Raw genomic sequence first — 18,590 nt, forward strand, 5'->3', positions numbered from 1 at the left:
GGACCATGAGTCTCAGGGCACGCATCAACACCCCGGAGGAGCACGCCGGCCGGGGCGAGGACGGGCACCTGGTCGCCTCCTACCGCGCCAAGCTGCTGGAGGAGATCGACCTCGCGGAGATGAGCTCGCTGGCCGCCGCCGAACGCAGGGCGCGGCTGGAGCGGGTGCTCGGGCACATCATCAGCCGCGAGGGCCCCGTGCTGTCGACGGCGGAACGCTCCCAGCTGATCCGCCGGGTCGTGGACGAGGCGCTGGGCCTCGGCATCCTCGAACCACTCCTCGAGGACGCCTCGATCACCGAGATCATGGTCAACGGCCCGGACGCGATCTTCGTCGAACGCGGCGGCCGCGTCGAACAGTTGCCGCTCCGCTTCGTCTCCGCCGACCAGCTGATGCAGACCATCGAGCGGATCGTCTCCACGGTCAACCGCAGGGTCGACGAGTCGAACCCGATGGTGGACGCCCGCCTCCCCTCCGGCGAGCGCGTCAACGTCATCATCCCGCCGCTCTCCCTGACCGGCCCCACCCTCACCATCCGGCGCTTCCCGCGCTCGTTCACCCTCCAGGAACTGATCGGCTTCGGCTCGCTCGACGAGCACATGGTGTACCTGCTGGCCGGCCTGGTGCAGGCGAAGTTCAACATCATCGTCTCCGGCGCGACCGGCACCGGGAAGACGACCCTGCTCAACGCCCTCTCGGGACTGATCCCGCCGCACGAGCGCATCATCACCATCGAGGACTCCGCCGAACTCCAGCTGCAGCAGACGCACGTGGTCCGCCTGGAGTCCCGCCCGCCGAACGTCGAGGGCAAGGGCCAGGTCACCATCCGCGACCTCGTGCGCAACTCCCTGCGGATGCGCCCCGACCGGATCGTGGTCGGCGAGGTCCGCGGCGGCGAGTCACTGGACATGCTCCAGGCCATGTCCACCGGCCACGACGGCTCCCTCGCCACCGTGCACGCCAACAGCGCCGAGGACGCCCTCACCCGGCTGCAGACCCTCGCCTCCATGTCCGACGTCGAGGTGCCCTTCGTCGCGTTGCACGACCAGATCAACAGCGCCGTCGACGTCATCGTCCAGCTCACCCGGTTCGCCGACGGCGCCCGCCGCATCACCGAGATCGCCCTGCTCGACAGCCACGGCGGGGAGCCCTACCGGCTGGCGACCGTGGCCCGCTTCGACGCGCAGCCCATGACCGCGGACGGCCGGGTGTACGGCGCCTTCCAGTACTTCCCGCTGCCCCGCCGCACCGCCGACCGCCTCTACATGGCGAGCCAGCCCCTCCCACAGGCCTTCGGCGTCGCCCACCGCGCGGACCAGCTCGCCACCCGAGAAGCCAGGTAGGTAGGCCACCCCATGGAACTCCACACCCTCGTCCAGCTCACCACCGGCGTGACGCTGCTGACCGGCGTCCTGGCGGTGGCCGGCGTACACGCCTACGCCTCGGGCCGGGCGCGGCGCGCCGCCCTCGTCGACCGCCTCACGCAGGCCGGCGCGTCCGCGGGCACCGGCCGACGGCGCCGCTTCCGCGACCTCGACCGGCGGCTGCGCCGCACCCGCTTCGGACGATGGCTGGAACTGCGGCTCGCGACGACCGGACTGGACGTCACCCCCGGTGAGTTCTTCGTCGGCATGCTGGGCGCGGTCGCCGCGCTCTGGCTGATCGGCCAGGCCACCCTGGCCCCCTTCTTCGGCCCCCTCGCCGGCCTGCTGGGCATCTGGGGCGCGGTCCAGTTCCTCAACTGGCAACGACAGAAACGCATCGAACGCTTCATCGGCCAACTCCCCGAACTGGCGCGCATCCTGGCCAACGCCACCCAGGCCGGACTCGCCCTGCGGACCGCGATCGGCATGGCCGCGGAGGAGCTGGAGGCCCCGGCGGGCGAGGAACTGGGCAAGGTCGCCGACCAGCTGGCCGTCGGCCACTCACTGGACGACGCGCTCGGCGAACTCGCCGACCGCCTCCCCTCGCGCGAACTCGTCGTCCTGGTCACGACCCTCGTGCTGTCCAACCGGGCGGGCGGCCAGGTGGTGTCCGCCCTGCGGAACCTGACCGAGACGCTGGAGGAACGCAAGGAGACCCGGCGCGAGATCCGCACCCAGCTCTCCCAGGTGACCATGACGTCGTACGCCGTCCCCGTCCTCGGCGTCGGCGCCCTGTTCCTGATGAACGGCGTCAAGGACGGCGCCCTGGCACGCATGACCGGCTCCCCGGTCGGCCAGGCCTGCGTGCTCATCGCGTTCGCCATGTACGCCGTCGGCTTCGTCCTCATCCGGCGCCTGAGCCGGATCGACGTCTGAGAGAGGGAGACGACGGCATGGCACTTCTCCTCGCCCTCCTCATGGGCCTCGGCGTCTGGGGCGCCTTCGCCGGCATCCGCATGTACCGCGCGGACGCCAAGCTCCCCGCCGACCTCGCCCTGGCCCTGGAGGTCGGCGCCACCCGCACCGGCGCGGTCGGCTCGGTCGTCGACCGGATGGGCATGCGCTACGCCCCCGCGGTGCTGCGCCTCATGGGCCCGCGACTGGTGACCAAGTACCGCCGCAAGATCGACCTCGCGGGCAACCCCGGCGGCCTGACCATCGACCGCTACGCCGCCCGCCGCGCGGTCTACGGCGCGCTGGGCGCGGTCGGCTTCCTGGTGTTCCTGCTGCGCGGCCAGTGGTTCGTCGCCCTGCTCCTGCTGCTGTTCGGCGCCTTCTGGACGGAGGTGGGCATCTGGTCGGCGATCCGCGTCCGCAAGGACGTCATCGAGCGCACGCTGCCCGACTTCCTGGACGTGCTCGCGGTGGTGGTCAGCGCCGGCCTCGGCTTCCGCCAGGCCCTGGACCGTGTCGCCTCCCGCTACGAAGGCCCCTGGGCCGACGAACTGCGCATCACGCTACGGCAGATGGACCTCGGCATGAGCCGCCGTCAGGCCTTCGCGGAGCTGCGCCGGCGCAACGACTCCGAGCAGGTCGCCATGTTCGTCACGGCGCTGCAGCAGGGGGAGGAACTGGGCGCCCCGATCGTGGACACCCTGGTCTCCCTGGCCAAGGACATGCGCCGCACCGACGCCCAGAACGCCCGCCGCAAGGCCGCCCGCGCCGTGCCCAAGGCCACGCTGATGATCACCACGTTCATGGTCCCGGCCACGATGCTCCTGCTGGGCGCGGGACTGCTGCTGGGCTCCGGGGTCGACTTCGGCTCGCTCACGGGGAAGTGAGGACGGCGTGACGGTGACCGGGGTGAGCGGGGTGACGGTGAGGGCCCGCGGGGAACGCGTGCGGGGAACCCCCTTCGGGGCGAGGCTGCGCGCGGCCGGGAGCCGGTTCGTACGGCGCTCCGCCGGAGCGGGGCCCGGGCCCCGGGGCGGGGCGGGCGGGGGAGCGGCGGGCGAGCAGGAGGGGACCGGGGCCGGACCCGTCAGCGCGGTGGTGCACGGGGCACGGACGCCCGCGACCGAATCCTCCGAGAAGCTCCAGGTGCGCGCGCTGCAGGCGATGTGCCGGCAGGTCTTCGGCTTCCGGATCGCCATGATCGCGCTGGCCGCCCCCGCGGCCCTGCTCAACGCCGCCCCCGGCCTGGGCGCCCGGCTGGTCGGCGCGGCCGTGGTCGTCACCTTCATGGCGTCCTACGTCCTCTTCCGCGACTGGGCGCGCTTCGGCCCCCTCCTCCTGCGCCACCCCAGCCTCCTGGCGGCCGACACCCTCTGCGGCTCCCTGCTCCTCGTCTCGGCGGGCCCGGACACCACCCTCGCCTACGCCAGCGTGTGCACGCCGCTCGTGGCCGGCCTGGTCTACAGCTGGCGCGGCGCGGCCTGCTTCGCCTCCCTGCAGTCCCTGATCCTGCTCCTGGTCCAGGCCACACTGAAGGCAGACCGGCACGCGCCCGTCGCCGAGGCCCTGTTCCTGCCCGGCCTGTGCGTCATCGCCGGCGCCATGGGCTCCACCCTGCGCAACCTGATGCTCCGCTTCGGCGCCGCGACCCAGGCCCTGACGGCGGTCCAGGCGCGCCTCGCGGCGGCGGAGGCGGTGAGCGCCGAACGCGCCCGGCTGGCCCGTGAGATGCACGACTCCGTGGCCAAGACCCTGTACGGCGTAGCGCTCGCGGCGGACGGGCTGGCGACGACGGCCTCGGTCGACGCGCCCGATCCCGCCCGCATAAGACAACAGGCGGAACTGGTGTCCCGCTCGGCGCGCAGGGCGGCCGCGGAGTCACGGGAACTGCTGACGGACCTGCGCCGGGAGCGGCCGGGCGGCCAGGAGCGGACCACGGCGTGGCAGGACCTGCGCTGCCGTGCCGCCGCCTTCACCGCCCGCACCGGCCTGCCCGTCACCTGTCACTGGCCGTCCGACGCCGGTCTGCCCCCGCTGCCCGTCGAGCTGACCCGCCACGTCCTGGCCATCGCGGCGGAGGCGTGGGAGAACGCCCACCGCCACGCGTCCGCGACCCACGTGGACGTGCACACCGCCGTCCACGGCGACCTGCTGCGCCTGACGATCCACGACGACGGCACGGGCCTGCCGCCCGGCACTTCGCTGGAACAGCTGCGCACGAGCGGTCACTTCGGCCTGCTCGGCATGGTCGAGCGGGCGGCCCAGGCGGGCGCCCGCATCCGCATCGGCCGGGGCGGACGGGCACGGGGTACGGAGGTGCGGGTGGAACTCCCGCTGAGGACCACGAACGACCGAGCCGCCCCGTTCCGCCAGGAAGCCTGAGAGGAGGCACCGATGCAGCACACCGACCCCCGCCCCGACTTCCCCCCGCCCACGTCCGGGCCCCCGCCCCTGCGGCTGCTGGTCGCCGACGACAACCCCGTGGTCCGCGCGGGCCTGACCGCCCTGCTCTCGGGCCGCCCGGACACCACGGTGGTGGCGGAGGCCGCGGACGGCCTCGAGGCCTACGAGGCGGCGCTGCGGCACCGGCCCGACGTCATCCTCCTGGACGTCCGCATGCCCGGCGTCGACGGAATCTCCGCATTGCCGCACCTGGTGCGGCTGGCTCCCGTCATGATGCTGACGTACAGCCACGAGACCGGAACGGTGCGGGAGGCGCTGCGGCTGGGGGCGGGGGGATACCTGGTGCACGGCGAGTTCACGACGGAGCAGTTGGCGCGGGCGGTACGGGACGTACGGGAGGGGCGGCCGCATGTGACGCCGGGGGCGGCGAGGGCGTTACTGACGGAGCTGCGGGAAAGTGCACCTGCACACACGGACACGCAACCCCCGCCGATTTTAGGCGCAATTCCCCCTCAACCTCTTTCGCAAATGCAACCGAATGTGGGAGAGTCCTTCCGGTCGCGGTTCCGGCTGAGTACAAGGGAGGCGGAGATCATGGACCTCATCGCGTCCGGCATGACCAACCAGCAGATCGCCGCCGCCTGCTTCATCTCCGAGAAGACGGTCAAGAACCACATCAACCGCATCTTCGCCAAGCTCCACAGCACGACGAGGTCCCAGGCCGCCGCGAAGTGGCTGGGGGTGGCCTGAGGTGCCGGGGCGGGGCAACGGTGACGACCGCCAGTGGGCCCAGGGTTGGGCCCAGGGGCCCATTGGTCAGGGCGGCTCGGTGCCGTACGTTGCCCGGGTCCGAGGCGAAGCTGGAGGCGAAGACCATGAGCAAGTGGTTCAACACCACTGTCGCGTACCTGCATGCCCGCGCCGCGCGAAGCGACCGGGGGCAGACCGCGGTGGAGTACCTCGGCATCATCGCAGTGGTGGTGGCCATCGTGCTGGCGATCACGGGTACGAGCATCGGCCAGTCGATCTACGACGCCATCACCCAGAAGATCTCCGAGGTCACCGGCGGCTGATACGTCCTCACCGGTACCACGACACAGGGCAGGCCTTCCCCATCTACCTCACGGTGGTGGCAGGTCTGCTCTTCCTTGCGCTTGCCTATCTCGCGGTGGGTCAGGCAGCGGTGAACCGGAGCAGCGCTCAGACGGCGGCAGACGCCGCGGCGCTCGCGGCGGCTCAGAAGACCCGTGACCGACTTGCCACCGAATGGCTTGAGGACGTACTCGATCCGGACAAATGGCCGGAGATCTTTGCAGGCGGCGGAGGCGGCAATTTCTGCTCGCACGCCGATCAGCTCGCAGCGCAGAACCAAGCGCACGTGCGCAGCTGCGTTCCGGACGCGCTCGCCTATACCGTCGCGGTCGAAACCGACAAGCCTGTCGGTCGTTCAGTAATCCCGGGTACCGAGGGCGTGACCTCGACGGCAACCGCTCACGCAGTCATTGAGCCGTTGTGCTCGTTCGATCCCGTGGACGGTGACGCCAAGCCCGACAAGCTGCCGACGCTCGCCTGCAAGGAACGGGAGTGGGCCCTGAGCCCAGATGATCTCAACGATCTCCCGGGTCCTACCGATCTCTTCGACGTGCACCTGGCCGATTGACGGGCGAACAATGAGCAAAGAAGGAAGCGGAGCCATGAGCATTCGGTTCACTGCCAAGGCCAGCAGGGGGATGGTCGCGTTGACGGTCGTGGCCGGCCTGGCGCTCGGCGCTGTCGGCTGCGACGGTGGCGGCGACGACCATAAGGCGGACAGCCCGGCGTCCGCTTCGAAGGCTGGCGGATCGCGGCCGAGTGCGCAGGAAGGACAGTCGGACCAGCCCTTGGCGGAGCTGAAGGGCTCGGACGGTCTGCTTCTCCAAGTCACTTCGGCGCGACGTGATTCAGGTGGCTTCGTCACCATCAACGGTTCCTTGAAGAACGATGGCGCCAGGAGCATTGTCATCCCATCCGCCTTGAGTGGCAACGAGACGGAGATCATCAGGAACGGGAGGTCCTTCGGCGGAGCCACACTGGTCGATCCCAAGGGAAAGAAGCGGTACTACGTGCTGCGGGACACGGAGGGCCGTCCGTTGACGACCACCGGCTTCTCGACCATCAAGGCCGGTGACAGCCTGGCGGTCTTCATGCAGTTCCCGGCTCCGCCTGCGAACACGGACGAGGTGGAGTTCCAGCTGCCGACGTTCGCCTCCGCCAGCATCCAGATCTCCGGGTGAGGCCGAAGTGACCCCCACACCTCGTCTCGTTCTCCCCCTCGCGACCGCCGCCTTGCTGCTCGCCGCCGGTCTCCACGGCGCACCCCCCGCCCGGGCCGACGACACGGACCCCGGTGACCCCCCGGGTACCGAGCCCAGCGCCGCCGCGCCGGTGAAGGTCGACCCCACCGATCCGGATCTGAAGCTGCCCGAGGGGGCCACGCTGGCGCAGGCCAAGGTGCTGGACATCAAGTCGGTCGTCGAGGACCAGAGCGGGGACGAGCGCCGGGAGGACACCAACGCCGACGTGACGTTCGCGCTGCAGGCCGAGGTGCTGTTCGGCAAGGACAGCGCCAAGCTCGGCGCGGAGGCGAAGGCCCGCATCGCGTCCATCGCCACGGAGATCAAGAAGCAGAACGCCACCCGCGTCCGGGTCTTCGGCTTCACCGACGACCTCGGCTCCTCCGGGCACGGCGACGTCCTGTCCAAGCAGCGGGCCAACGCGGTGCAGGCCGTGCTGGACCAGGACCTGAACGACCCGGACATCACCTTCGACGTCCGCGGCTACGGCGAGCGGTACCCGATCGCCGACAACTCCTCCGAGGAGGGCCGGCGCAAGAACCGGAGGGTCGAGGTCACCTTCCCGCGCACCGGGCAGTGACTACGCGGGCTCGACGGTGACCCGTACCCCCACGTCCAGCCCCCATTCCGCCATGGCCCCCGCCTCCGCCTCCAGCACGTGCCGGGAACGGAGCCGGGGCAGGCCCAGACGGCCCGGTCTCATCGTGCGTACGGCGGTGACCGTCAGGTTGCGGTCGAGGTAGGCGACGTCGATGGGGATGCGCATGCGGAAGGTGTGCACGCTGCCGGCCGGGGTGAGCAGCATGGCGCCGTCTATCCCGTCGCGGCCCAGCAGTCCCTTGGTGCGGGCCCGGTAGGAGGCCGCGATCTCCAGTGGGACGGTGACGGCCGGGCCGCCGCCCCCGCTCCCGTGGACGACCAGCCTGCCCCGCCCGTCCTGCCAACGTGCCATCCCTGGGCCACCTCCCACTGCGACCGTACCTCGTGGCCAGGGAAAGCGCCTGCGGCGTAAAGGAGTTGTCCCGACGTTGCGCCGCCCGTTAGGAAGGCCCCATGACTGGACTCGGTGCCGTATTCCGTCCTCAGCTTCCCCCTGAGCGTCTCCGGGCCGTCGCCCGGCTCGCGGATGCCGTGGGGCTGGAGGAGCTGTGGCTGTGGGAGGACTGCTTCCTGGAGGGCGGAGTCTCCACCGCCGCCGCCGCGCTCGCCTGGACCGAGCGGGTAAGGGTCGGGATCGGGCTGCTGCCCGTCCCGCTGAGGAACGTGGCCGTCACCGCCATGGAGGCCGCCTCGCTCGAGCGCATGTTCCCCGGCCGGGCCACCCTGACCGTGGGGCACGGCGTCCAGGACTGGATGGGTCAGGTCGGCGCGCGCGCCGCCTCGCCCCTCACCCTCCTCGGCGAGCATCTCGACGCCCTGCGCGCCCTGCTGCGCGGTGAGCGGCTCAGCGTCGGCGGACGGTACGTCAAGCTGACGGACGTCGCCCTCGACTGGCCCCCCGCCCAGCCGGTGCCGGTCCTCGCCGGCGCCACCGGGCCCCGTACCCTCCACCTCTCCGGAGCCAGAGCCGACGGCACCCTGCTGACCGCCGCCACCTCCCCGGACGGGGTACGGCGGGCCCGCCGGATCGTCGACGAGGCGCGGGCGGAGGCGGGGCGCGGCGGCGCGCACAGGATCGTCGTCTACCTCCTCGCCGCCACCGGGCCCGACGCCGCCTCCAGGCTCCGGGCGGAACTCGCCGCCGAGGGGCTGGCAGCGGCCCACGGCGTCGGGGTCGCCGGAGACGCCGGCACCGTGGCCGAGGCGGTGCGGCGGCTGGCCGGGGCCGGCGCCGACACCGTCGTCCTGCAGCCGACGGGGGACGAGCCCGATCCCGAGGGCTTCGTGCGGTTCGTCGCCGAGGAGGTCCGGCCCCTGGTGCCGCAGGCGCCGCACCGGACGCCCCTCACCTGGTGATCAGCGGGTGTCCGGGCGGTGGTCGCCCGTCGCCCCGTCGATCAGTTCGCGCAGGATGTCCATGTGGCCGGCGTGCCGGGCCGTCTCCTCGATCATGTGGACGAGCGTCCAGCGCAGGGAGACGGAGTGGTCCCGCCAGGAAGGGCGGCCCACCGTGTCCAGGGGCAGTCCGCCGATCGTCCGGTCGGCGGCGGCGCGGGCGCGGGCGTAGAAGGCGAGGATCCGGTCGGTCGTCTCGCCGGGGGCGATCCGCATGTCGTCGTACGGGTCGAACCACCGGGGTTCCGCCTCGCCGCCGAACGTCTCCACGAACCAGCCGTACTCGACCGAGGCCAGATGCTTGACCAGGCCGAGCAGAGTGGTCCCGGTGGGCGTCATGGGCCGGCGCAGTTGCTCGTCGTCGAGGCCTTCGAGCTTCCAGAGCACGACGTCCCGGTGGCGGTCCAGGCTCGTGAGCAGGATGTCCTTCTCCTCGGCGGTGCGGCCGGCGTCGGCGTCGGAGGTCGTCATGGCCGGGAAAACTAGCAGGACGCACCGACAGCGGCCTGGGACGATCGGGACCGTGGCAGAGAACCGTTCTTTCGAAGACCTCGTGGCCGAGGGCGCCGCCGTGCCCACCGAGGGGTGGGACTTCTCCTGGTTCGAGGGGCGGGCCAGTGAGGCACGGCCCTCGTGGGGGTACGCCCGGTCGGCGGGGGAGCGGCTGGCCGGCGCCGGGGCCGTGCTGGACGTCCAGACCGGCGGCGGGGAGGTGCTGGACCACGCGCTGAGCGGGGCGGAGCCCCGCCGGCCGGTGTCGGTCGCCGCCACGGAGGGCTGGCCGCCCAACGTGGCCAAGGCCGCCGCCCTGCTGCGGCCCCGGGGCGTGGTGGTCGTGGCGGCCCCGGACGACGCGCCGCTGCCCTTCGCCGACGAGGCCTTCGACCTGGTGCTCAGCCGGCATCCGGTGCGGCCGTACTGGGCGGAGATCGCCCGGGTGCTGCGGCCCGGCGGCACCTACTTCGCCCAGCACGTGGGGCCCGCCAGTGTCTTCGAACTGGTCGAGCACTTCCTCGGCCCCCAGCCGGAGAGCGTGCGCGGAGCCCGTGACCCCGAGCGGGAGCGGGCCGGTGCCGAGGCTGCGGGACTCGAGGTGGCGGGGCTGCGGGCGGAGCGGCTGCGGATGGAGTTCCACGACATCGCGGCGGTCGTCCACTTCCTGCGCAAGGTCATCTGGATGGTCCCCGGCTTCACGGCGGAGGCGTACGAGCCCCAACTGCGCGCCTTGCACGAGCGGATCGTGCGGGAGGGTCCGTTCGTCGCCCACAGCACCCGGCACCTCTTCGACGTCCGCAAGCCGGGACACTGACCCCGGGCGGAGCGGAGAACTACCCCGGGGCAGACCGGGAGCCCGCCCCCCGGCCGGAGTGGGAGACTGGCCAAACGGGCGTATCCGGAGGAAACGGGCGCCGTTCACCTGACGTCTCCCCGGGGTTTCCACATCGTTATCGTCGGCGGTTCACATCCGCCTCACTGGTCACGTAGGTTCAGGCCAAGGTAATTCGCGCCAGCAAAGCTGCGTGGGCGGGCACCGCGCAGCGGAGGGGGCTGCGCGGTGCCGTGGGCCAGGGTGGCCCGCACCGGCCGCGTAGTGGAACCGTCAAGTCCGCCGTTCGCTGACCGAGTAGTCCATCAGAGGGATCCCTGATGCCGGGCCGCCGTGCCCCAAGGTGGCGTAAAACCCTCGTTTTCGTTCGCATCCGACCGGGTTTGCCTGGGAATCCGCTGTGAATCTGCTGCGGAAAGGCCCTGAATCCAGGGTTCCGTCTCCATCGGGGCGTTGCCGGACGACTGCGGAGCGTAGTTGCGGCACGCCGATGCGCCCGTCATCCCTCACAAAGGGTTATGGTGGAAACCCCCCCTCGGGCCGGTCCGTCTCCCCCCCACGGACCGGCCCGTTTTTTCGTCCCGATCCGGAAACCGCTCACCATGGGCCGGCGCCCCGGCCGAAGGGACGCGAGCCCGGCTTCCGGTGCCGCCCCGGCCGGCCACGCGGCCGCACCCGCCCGGATCCCAAACCCCGGGCCGGAACAAGGGCCCGGCAGCGGTAGGCTCGACGGCTCCGGCACCCATACCCCGCGCCAACCCCCGGAGGGCCACGTGAACCTGCGCGACAAGCTGCGCGGCCTGCTCGTCAGGCTCTACGCGCGCCGGGTGGAAGGCCACCTGGACCACGCTCAGGTGCCCAAGCACATCGGCGTCATCATGGACGGCAACCGCCGCTGGGCGAAGGCGGCCGGCTCCACGACCGTCCACGGTCACCGGGCCGGTGCCGAGAAGATCGAGGAATTCCTCGGCTGGTGCAGCGAGACCGACGTCCAGGTCGTCACCCTGTGGCTGCTGTCCACGGACAACTTCGACCGCCCGCAGGACGAACTCGTCCCCCTGCTCGGCATCATCGAGGACGTCGTGCGCACGCTGGCCGCCGACGGCCGCTGGCGCGTGCACCACGTGGGCACCCCCGACCTGCTGCCCTCCCAGATGCGGCTGGCGCTGAAGGAGGCCGAGGAGACCACCGCCCACATCGACGGGATACTCGTCAACGTGGCCATCGGCTACGGCGGCCGCCAGGAGATCGCCGACGCCGTGCGCTCCATGCTGCACGACGCCCAGGACAAGGGAGTGTCCCTGGAGGACCTCGCCGAGTCCGTCGACGTCGAGATGATCGGCCGTCACCTCTACACCGGGGCCCAGCCCGACCCGGACCTGGTGATCCGCACCAGTGGCGAGCAGCGGCTGTCCGGATTCATGCTCTGGCAGACCGCGCACTCGGAGTACTACTTCTGCGAGGTCTTCTGGCCGGCCTTCCGCAAGGTCGACTTCCTGCGCGCCCTGCGCGACTACGCCGCACGTCACCGCCGTTACGGCGGCTGACCGCACACCACACCGCCCCGTCACCTCCCCGGTGCCGGGGCGGTCACGTATACCCGCATTCGGGTGGAAGTAACAAGGAGTTCACCGGCGCGCTGTTGGCTGCTTCTGCATGGCGGCGCATGTTCGAGGGCATAAGCCAAGCAGGTCGACACCCGAACCACGGGTGTCGGATCTCAGCGGGCGGCACGGGGCCGTCCGCCCGGGAGGCCCTTTGCACCAGCCCGACCGTGCGGTCACCGTACGGAAGCAGCCGCGGAGGGCCGGTGTCCGGCCCGCCCTGCGCGGGCGCCGGGGACCGGCCGCAATGCTCCCCCCTCCCGGCCCGGCTTCCACTTCGTCGCTCCCCGACCTCATCCGAGGGGGTACGTCCTTCCGTGGTGACCAGCGCAAAGCGCCACAAGCCAGACCGGCGCACCTATGTTCTCGACACCAGCGTCCTGCTGGCCGACCCGAACGCCCTGACCCGCTTCGACGAGCACGAGGTCGTGCTCCCCATCGTCGTGGTCACGGAGCTGGAGGCCAAGCGGCACCATCCCGAACTCGGCTACTTCGCCCGCCAGGCCCTGCGCCTGCTGGACGACTACCGGGTGAAGAACGGTCGCCTCGACGCCCCCATCCCTATCGGTGAACTCGGGGGAACGGTCCGTGTCGAGCTCAACCACTCGGACCCCAGCGTGCTGCCCACCGGCTACCGCCTGGGGGACAACGACTCCCGCATCCTCGCGGTGGCCCGCAACCTGCAGGCCGAGGGGTTCGACGTCACCGTCGTGTCGAAGGACCTGCCCCTGCGGATCAAGGCCTCGTCCGTGGGCCTCCTGGCCGAGGAGTACCGGGCCGAACTCGCCATCACGGAGAACTCCGGCTGGACCGGAATGTCCGAACTGACACTTCCCGGCGAGCAGGTGGACATCCTCTTCGAGGAGGGCCACGTGTACGTCCCGGAGGCCACCGGCCTCCCCGTGCACACCGGACTGACCATCCAGTCCGAGCGCGGCAAGGCCCTCGGCCGCGTCACCGCCGAGGGCAACGTCCGCCTGGTGCGCGGCGACCGGGAGGCGTTCGGCATCAAGGGCCGCAGCGCCGAGCAGCGCATCGCGCTCGACCTGCTGCTCGACCCCGACGTCGGCATCGTCTCCATGGGCGGCCGGGCCGGCACCGGCAAGTCGGCGCTGGCGCTGTGCGCGGGCCTGGAGGCCGTCCTTGAACGCCGCCAGCACCAGAAGGTGATGGTCTTCCGGCCGCTGTACGCGGTCGGCGGGCAGGAACTGGGCTATCTGCCGGGCAACGAGGCGGAGAAGATGAGCCCGTGGGCGCAGGCCGTCTTCGACACGCTCTCGGCGGTCACCAGCCGCGAGGTGATCGAGGAGGTCACCGCCCGGGGCATGCTGGAGGTCCTGCCCCTGACCCACATCCGGGGCCGTTCGCTGCACGACGCGTTCGTGATCGTGGACGAGGCGCAGTCCCTCGAACGGAACGTCCTGCTGACCGTTCTGTCCCGGATCGGCGCCAATTCGCGGGTGGTTCTGACCCATGACGTGGCGCAGCGGGACAACCTGCGGGTCGGTCGTTACGACGGCGTCGTCGCGGTGGTCGAGAAGCTGAAGGGGCATCCGCTCTTCGCGCACGTCACGCTGACCCGGTCCGAGAGGTCCCAGATCGCCGCGCTCGTGACCGAAATGCTGGAAGAGGGGCATATCTAGGCAGAACCGCACACCCGGTTGGCGCCGTCCGGCAAAAGGCAAGTGAGCCTAGCCGGGCGGCGCCTCGCGTGTGGCGGTTTCCTGGAATCGCCAGGGCCAAACGGGATGTGAGCTTTCACACGCAACACAGAATTGCCACCCGGTATCCGGTTACGGCAGAGTCTCAGTCCTGTCAGGCCCCGCATACGGCACACCTGTACCCCCAGCGGTACGGCACCACAGAAGTACCACCAACTCCATAGAGTCGCCGTATGCCGCCCGAGCACCACGCGGCGCTCCCTTCGGGGGAGTTGCCCACCGGGCCCGCGCCTCCCGTGACCCCGCAGTTGGGAGGCCAGTGCCAGGGGCACGATTGCGTCCGCCAGGGTCACCGAAGCGGGCGATGCTGGAAGGAAACCGTGTGAGCCGGATTTCGGTCCGGGGATTCGCAGTGGCCTCCGCCACCGCGGTCACCGCTGTCGGAAGCGTCGTCGGCGTTGCCTCGGGCAGCACCGCGCAGAACAACGACGCCGAAGCGACGGCAGCCGACACCACGCTCCTCGCGGACATACCCGCGGGTGAACAGGCGCAGGTGCAGACCGCGTCCCTGACGCAGCAGGCCGACGCACAGGCCATCGCCGCTGACGCAAGCGCCAAGAAGGACGCCGAGGCAGCGGCCCGCAAGGCTGCCGCCGAAACCGCGATCGCGAAGAAGGTCGCGGCCGAGAAGGCGGCCGAGGCTGCCGCCAAGGAGCGCGCCAAGGCGAAGGCCGAGGCGGCCACCCGCTCCACGCGGGACACCTCCAGCTTCCCGGTGCAGAGCAGCTACTCCGTGTCGCAGATCCAGGCGATGGCGCGTCAGATGGTCGGCGGCGGCCAGTTCCAGTGCTTCAGCAACATCGTGGACCACGAGTCCAGCTGGAACTACCGGGCCGTCAACGCGTCCTCCGGCGCCTACGGTCTCTTCCAGGCCCTGCCCGGATCCAAGATGGCATCCGTCGGCGCGGACTGGCAGACCAACCCGGCCACCCAGATCAAGTGGGGTCTCAACTACATGAACAGCCGGTACGGCAGCCCTTGCCAGGCCTGGTCGTTCTGGCAGGCCAACCACTGGTACTAGGCCACGCGCCGAGCACCGGTACCGAGCCGCGCGGCTCCGCTCAACCCACGGCAGCCCCTCCCCGTCCTAGGGGGAGGGGCTTTCGCCCTGTACGGTCGTAGCCGAACGGCTCCCGGGGGGAGTGGTGGCGAGCGCCCGGGGACGCGGGGGAAGAGGACGGATGATGTCGCGAGTGCCAGGGTGGCTCGGCCGGATCGGAGCCGGCCTCACCGAGATGAGCGAGCGCCTGGACGAGCGCCGCGCCGAGGTGGAGAAGGAGCACGGCGAGTCCGAACCGGCCGGCGCGCCCCCCGTCGTGGACGCCACGCCCGCCGCCCCGCCGCCCGCGGCGCCCGCCACCCCGGCGGGTCCCCGCCCCGACCCCGCCGCGGCCGTGCCCTGGGGCGTCCGGGTCGCGGCCGAGGCCGGCTGGCGCATGCTGGTCCTCGCCGGCACCGTGTGGGTGCTGATGCGGGTCATCAGCGCCGTGCAGCTGGTCGTCCTCACCTTCGTCATCGCCCTGCTGGTCACCGCGCTGCTGCAGCCGACGGTCGCCCGGCTCACCCGCCGCGGGGTGCCGCGGGGGCTGGCCACGGCGCTCACGGCCATCCTCGGGTTCGTCGTCATCGGCCTGATGGGCTGGTTCGTGACCTGGCAGGTCATGGAGAACATCGACACGCTCTCCAGCCAGATCCAGAACGGCATCGACGATCTGCGCAACTGGCTGCTGAAGAGTCCCTTCCACGTCACCGACAAGCAGATCAACCAGATCGCCAAGAACCTGCGCGAGGCGATCGGCGCCAACACCGACCAGATAACGTCCGCCGGTCTGGAGGGCGTTCAGGTCATCGTCGAGGCCCTCACCGGGATCCTGCTGGTGTTCTTCTCGACGCTGTTCCTGCTCTACGACGGCGAGCGCATCTGGCAGTGGTTCCTGAAGCTGGTGCCCTCCGCGGCCCGCCCGGGCGTGGCCGGCGCCGGCCCGCGCGCCTGGCGGACCCTGACCGCCTACGTCCGCGGCACGGTCCTGGTCGCCCTCATCGACGCGATCTTCATCGGCATCGGCATCTACTTCCTGGACGTGCCGATGGCCGTCCCGCTGGCCGTCTTCATCTTCCTGTTCTCCTTCATCCCGCTGGTCGGCGCGGTCGCCTCCGGTGCGCTGGCGGTGATCGTGGCACTCGTCACCCAGGGTGTCTTCACGGCGGTGATGACCCTCGTGGTCGTCCTCGCGGTCCAGCAGATCGAGGGACACGTCCTGCAGCCGTTCATCCTCGGCCGCGCCGTGCGCGTCCATCCGCTGGCGGTCGTCCTGACGGTGGCGGCGGGCGGCGTGGTCGCCGGCATCGGCGGCGCGGTCGTGGCCGTACCGCTGGTGGCGGTGACGAACACGGTGGTGGTGTACCTGCGGCAGTACTCGCAGGAGGTCCAGCAGAAGGCGGCTCCGCCGGAAGAGGAGGGCGAGGCCGTCCGGTCCGGCGAGGAGTACGTGGGCGCGGCCGTCGGTGACGGCCCCCGGAACGCCGAGAACCCCGTCCACCAGGAGTGAACGGGGCCCGCGGGGAAGGGGCGGCCTACTCGGCCAGCACGGCCTCGGCGTCGAGGGTGACGCCCACGGCCTGGACCACGGAGGCGATCTTGAACGCCTCCTGGACCACGTCGCGCTCCACGCCGGCCTTGCGCAGCACCTGCTCGTGCGAGTCCAGGCACATGCCGCAGCCGTTGATCGCGGAGACCGCGAAGGACCACAGCTCGAAGTCGACCTTCTCCACGCCCGGGTTGCCGATGACGTTCATCCGCAGACCGGCGCGCAGGGTGCCGTACTCGTGGTCGGACAGCAGGTGCCGGGTGCGGTAGAAGACGTTGTTCATCGCCATCACCGCGGCGGCGGCCTTGGCGGCCGTGTACGCCTCCGGCGACAGGTTGGCCTTCGCCTCCGGCTCCAGCTCACGCAGCACGATCGGGGAACGGGAGGCGATGGCGGTCGCCAGCACCGTGCCCCACAGCTGCTGCGCCGGCAGCTCCGAGTTGCCGATGACCGAGCCCAGGTTGAGCTTCAGGTCCTTGGCGTAGTCGGGGATGCGGGACTTCAGGGAGTCGAGCGACACGGGTCACTCACCAGCCAGCAGCGCGACCGGGTCGAGCGTCTCGTCGCCCTTGCTCCAGTTGCACGGGCACAGCTCGTCCGTCTGCAGGGCGTCCAGGACCCGCAGGACCTCCTTGGGGTTACGGCCGACGGAGCCGGCGGTCACCATGGAGAACTGGATCTCGTTGTTCTGGTCGACGATGAAGACGGCGCGCTTGGCGAAGCCGTCCTCGCCCTCGATGCCGAGGTCGCGCATCAGCTCGTGCTTCGAGTCCGCCATCATCGGGAACGGCAGGTCGCGCAGGTCGTCGTGGTCCTTGCGCCAGGCGTGGTGGACGAACTCGGAGTCACCGGAGAAGCCGAGGACCTGCGCGTCGCGGTCGGCGAACTCGTCGTTCAGCTTGCCGAACGCGGCGATCTCGGTCGGGCACACGAAGGTGAAGTCCTTGGGCCACGCAAAAATGATCTTCCACTTGCCCTCGTAGGTCTTGTGGTTGATCGTCTCGAACTCCGCGCCCTTCTCCAGCGAGACGCAGGCGGTCAGTTCGAACTCGGGGAACTTGTCACCGACAGTGAGCACGCGCTCTCCTTGCAGCGAGGAAAGACCCCTTTTGAGGGTCTTTCCCATGGGTTGGACTTTGTTGATGTTGGCACAGGGCGCATTGATTAGGGAAATAGCTACACTCGGTCGGGTTGATCGGAGGTGGTTATCAGTGTCCATCGGTAACGGCAGGCGCAGGCAGCCGAGCCTGTCGCAGCTGCGTGCCTTCGCCGCCGTCGCGGAGCACCTGCACTTCCGGGACGCGGCGGCAGCCATCGGGATGAGCCAGCCCGCGCTGTCCGGAGCGGTCTCGGCGCTGGAGGAGACGCTCGGAGTGACCCTCCTGGAGCGTACGACGCGCAAGGTACTGCTCTCGCCGGCGGGGGAGCGGCTCGCCGTCCGGGCCAAGGCGGTGCTGGACGCGGTCGGGGCGCTGCTGGAGGAGGCGGAGGCGGTGCGGGCGCCGTTCACCGGGGTGCTGAGGCTCGGGGTGATCCCGACGGTCGCGCCGTACCTGCTGCCCACCGTGCTGCGGCTGGTGCACGAGCGGTATCCGCACCTGGATCTGCAGGTGCACGAGGAGCAGACCGCGAATCTGGTCGACGGCCTGAACTCCGGCCGGCTCGACCTGCTGTTGCTGGCCGTGCCGCTCGGTGTGCCCGGGGTCGTCGAACTGCCGCTCTTCGACGAGGACTTCGTGCTCGTCACCCCGCTGGAGAGCGGGCTGGGCGGCCGTGAGGGGATTCCGCGCGAGGCCCTGAAGGAGCTGAACCTGCTGCTCCTGGACGAGGGGCACTGCCTGCGCGACCAGGCCCTGGACATCTGCCGGGAGGCCGGCCGGGAGGACGCGCCGGTGACCACGACGGCCGCGGGTCTGTCCACGCTCGTCCAGCTCGTCGCCGGCGGTCTGGGCTGCACGCTGCTGCCGCGGACCGCGCTGAAGCTGGAGACGGCCCGCAGCAGCCAACTCCTCACGGGATACTTCGCCGACCCCGCGCCGACCCGCCGCGTGGCACTGGCCATGCGGGCGGGGGCGGCGCGGGGTGCGGAGTACGAGGAGCTGGCGGCCGCCCTGCGGGAGGCGCTGCGGGCGCTTCCGGTGCGGGTGCTGGAGCCGGCGTGACCGGGGCGGCGGGGCACATTGTGGGCTCGCCGTCGCCTGTGGGGGCCGTCCCGGCGTCACCCGTGTGCGCAGTCGGGGCGTTGCGGGGTGGCCGTCGGTCGGGCCTGGCGGCGGTGGTGGGCTTGCCGGCGCTGCCGGG

Annotated in this window: 20 protein-coding genes; 16 read left to right on the forward strand and 4 right to left on the reverse strand. The window is 71.0% G+C overall.

Annotated elements, in window-relative coordinates:
* Positions 1-5 precede the first annotated feature (5 nt).
* The 9 genes from IE177_RS02075 to IE177_RS02115 all read left to right on the forward strand — a co-directional run bounded on the left by IE177_RS02075 (position 6) and on the right by IE177_RS02115 (position 7,634).
* The gene (locus IE177_RS02075) at positions 6-1,343 is read left to right on the forward strand and encodes a TadA family conjugal transfer-associated ATPase (protein ID WP_190012942.1); all 1,338 of its coding nucleotides are present in this window, start codon (positions 6-8) and stop codon (positions 1,341-1,343) included.
* Between the two features lie 12 nt (positions 1,344-1,355).
* Positions 1,356-2,300, forward strand: a complete 945-nt coding sequence (locus IE177_RS02080) for a type II secretion system F family protein (RefSeq protein WP_190012943.1) — start codon at positions 1,356-1,358, stop codon at positions 2,298-2,300.
* A 17-nt stretch (positions 2,301-2,317) separates the two neighbouring features.
* Entirely contained in the window at positions 2,318-3,205 is an 888-nt protein-coding gene (locus IE177_RS02085; protein ID WP_190012944.1) for a DUF5936 domain-containing protein, read from the forward strand.
* 7 nt (positions 3,206-3,212) lie between these two features.
* Positions 3,213-4,700 carry a sensor histidine kinase gene (locus tag IE177_RS02090; protein ID WP_308431531.1) on the forward strand — a complete coding sequence of 496 codons (1,488 nt, stop codon included), beginning with the start codon at positions 3,213-3,215 and terminating at the stop codon, positions 4,698-4,700.
* A gap of 12 nt (positions 4,701-4,712) precedes the next feature.
* A complete protein-coding gene (locus IE177_RS02095; RefSeq protein ID WP_190012945.1) occupies positions 4,713-5,471 on the forward strand; it encodes a response regulator in 759 nt (252 codons plus the stop codon).
* A gap of 125 nt (positions 5,472-5,596) precedes the next feature.
* Positions 5,597-5,794, forward strand: coding sequence for a Flp family type IVb pilin (locus IE177_RS02100; RefSeq protein ID WP_190012946.1), 198 nt, complete (start codon positions 5,597-5,599; stop codon positions 5,792-5,794).
* Positions 5,791-6,381, forward strand: a complete 591-nt coding sequence (locus IE177_RS02105) for a pilus assembly protein TadG-related protein (RefSeq protein ID WP_190013342.1) — start codon at positions 5,791-5,793, stop codon at positions 6,379-6,381. Before IE177_RS02100 ends, IE177_RS02105 begins: the two co-directional genes overlap by 4 nt.
* A 34-nt stretch (positions 6,382-6,415) precedes the next feature.
* Entirely contained in the window at positions 6,416-6,994 is a 579-nt protein-coding gene (locus tag IE177_RS02110) for a hypothetical protein (protein ID WP_190012947.1), read from the forward strand.
* A gap of 7 nt (positions 6,995-7,001) precedes the next feature.
* Positions 7,002-7,634, forward strand: a complete 633-nt coding sequence (locus IE177_RS02115) for an OmpA family protein (protein ID WP_190012948.1) — start codon at positions 7,002-7,004, stop codon at positions 7,632-7,634.
* Here the strand turns inward: IE177_RS02115 and IE177_RS02120 are convergent, their stop codons facing one another.
* Positions 7,635-8,006 carry a DUF192 domain-containing protein gene (locus IE177_RS02120; RefSeq protein ID WP_190012949.1) on the reverse strand — a complete coding sequence of 124 codons (372 nt, stop codon included), beginning with the start codon at positions 8,004-8,006 and terminating at the stop codon, positions 7,635-7,637. It abuts the gene before it with no gap.
* A 101-nt stretch (positions 8,007-8,107) separates the two neighbouring features.
* Between IE177_RS02120 and IE177_RS02125 the strand changes: the two genes are divergently transcribed.
* Positions 8,108-9,010, forward strand: coding sequence for an LLM class flavin-dependent oxidoreductase (locus IE177_RS02125; RefSeq protein WP_190012950.1), 903 nt, complete (start codon positions 8,108-8,110; stop codon positions 9,008-9,010).
* Here the strand turns inward: IE177_RS02125 and IE177_RS02130 are convergent, their stop codons facing one another.
* Positions 9,011-9,520: a DinB family protein gene (locus IE177_RS02130; RefSeq protein ID WP_190012951.1), complete on the reverse strand. Its 510-nt coding sequence runs from the start codon at positions 9,518-9,520 to the stop codon at positions 9,011-9,013.
* Between the two features lie 52 nt (positions 9,521-9,572).
* Between IE177_RS02130 and IE177_RS02135 the strand changes: the two genes are divergently transcribed.
* The 5 genes from IE177_RS02135 to IE177_RS02155 all read left to right on the forward strand — a co-directional run bounded on the left by IE177_RS02135 (position 9,573) and on the right by IE177_RS02155 (position 16,250).
* On the forward strand, positions 9,573-10,358 hold the full coding sequence (locus IE177_RS02135) for a class I SAM-dependent methyltransferase (protein WP_229815852.1): 786 nt from the start codon (positions 9,573-9,575) through the stop codon (positions 10,356-10,358).
* Between the two features lie 791 nt (positions 10,359-11,149).
* Complete coding sequence (locus tag IE177_RS02140; RefSeq protein WP_190012953.1) at positions 11,150-11,923, forward strand: isoprenyl transferase; 774 nt, start codon at positions 11,150-11,152, stop codon at positions 11,921-11,923.
* Positions 11,924-12,297: 374 nt separating this feature from the next.
* On the forward strand, positions 12,298-13,623 hold the full coding sequence (gene phoH2 / locus IE177_RS02145; protein ID WP_190012954.1) for an RNA 5'-3' helicase PhoH2: 1,326 nt from the start codon (positions 12,298-12,300) through the stop codon (positions 13,621-13,623).
* A gap of 382 nt (positions 13,624-14,005) precedes the next feature.
* A complete protein-coding gene (locus IE177_RS02150) occupies positions 14,006-14,722 on the forward strand; it encodes an aggregation-promoting factor C-terminal-like domain-containing protein (protein ID WP_506005050.1) in 717 nt (238 codons plus the stop codon).
* Positions 14,723-14,885: 163 nt separating this feature from the next.
* Positions 14,886-16,250 carry an AI-2E family transporter gene (locus tag IE177_RS02155; RefSeq protein WP_229815853.1) on the forward strand — a complete coding sequence of 455 codons (1,365 nt, stop codon included), beginning with the start codon at positions 14,886-14,888 and terminating at the stop codon, positions 16,248-16,250.
* 25 nt (positions 16,251-16,275) lie between these two features.
* Here IE177_RS02155 and IE177_RS02160 read toward each other — a convergent pair whose 3' ends face one another.
* Together IE177_RS02160 and IE177_RS02165 are read right to left on the reverse strand one after the other, a co-directional pair.
* Entirely contained in the window at positions 16,276-16,809 is a 534-nt protein-coding gene (locus IE177_RS02160) for an alkyl hydroperoxide reductase (protein WP_190012957.1), read from the reverse strand.
* A 3-nt stretch (positions 16,810-16,812) separates the two neighbouring features.
* On the reverse strand, positions 16,813-17,367 hold the full coding sequence (locus IE177_RS02165) for a peroxiredoxin (RefSeq protein ID WP_190012958.1): 555 nt from the start codon (positions 17,365-17,367) through the stop codon (positions 16,813-16,815).
* 139 nt (positions 17,368-17,506) lie between these two features.
* Between IE177_RS02165 and IE177_RS02170 the strand changes: the two genes are divergently transcribed.
* The gene (locus IE177_RS02170; RefSeq protein WP_229815888.1) at positions 17,507-18,451 is read left to right on the forward strand and encodes a LysR substrate-binding domain-containing protein; all 945 of its coding nucleotides are present in this window, start codon (positions 17,507-17,509) and stop codon (positions 18,449-18,451) included.
* The last annotated feature ends 139 nt before the right edge of the window (positions 18,452-18,590 follow it).

Origin of the sequence: Streptomyces lucensis JCM 4490 (genome assembly GCF_014650035.1) — a bacterium.
Lineage (GTDB): Bacteria > Actinomycetota > Actinomycetes > Streptomycetales > Streptomycetaceae > Streptomyces > Streptomyces lucensis.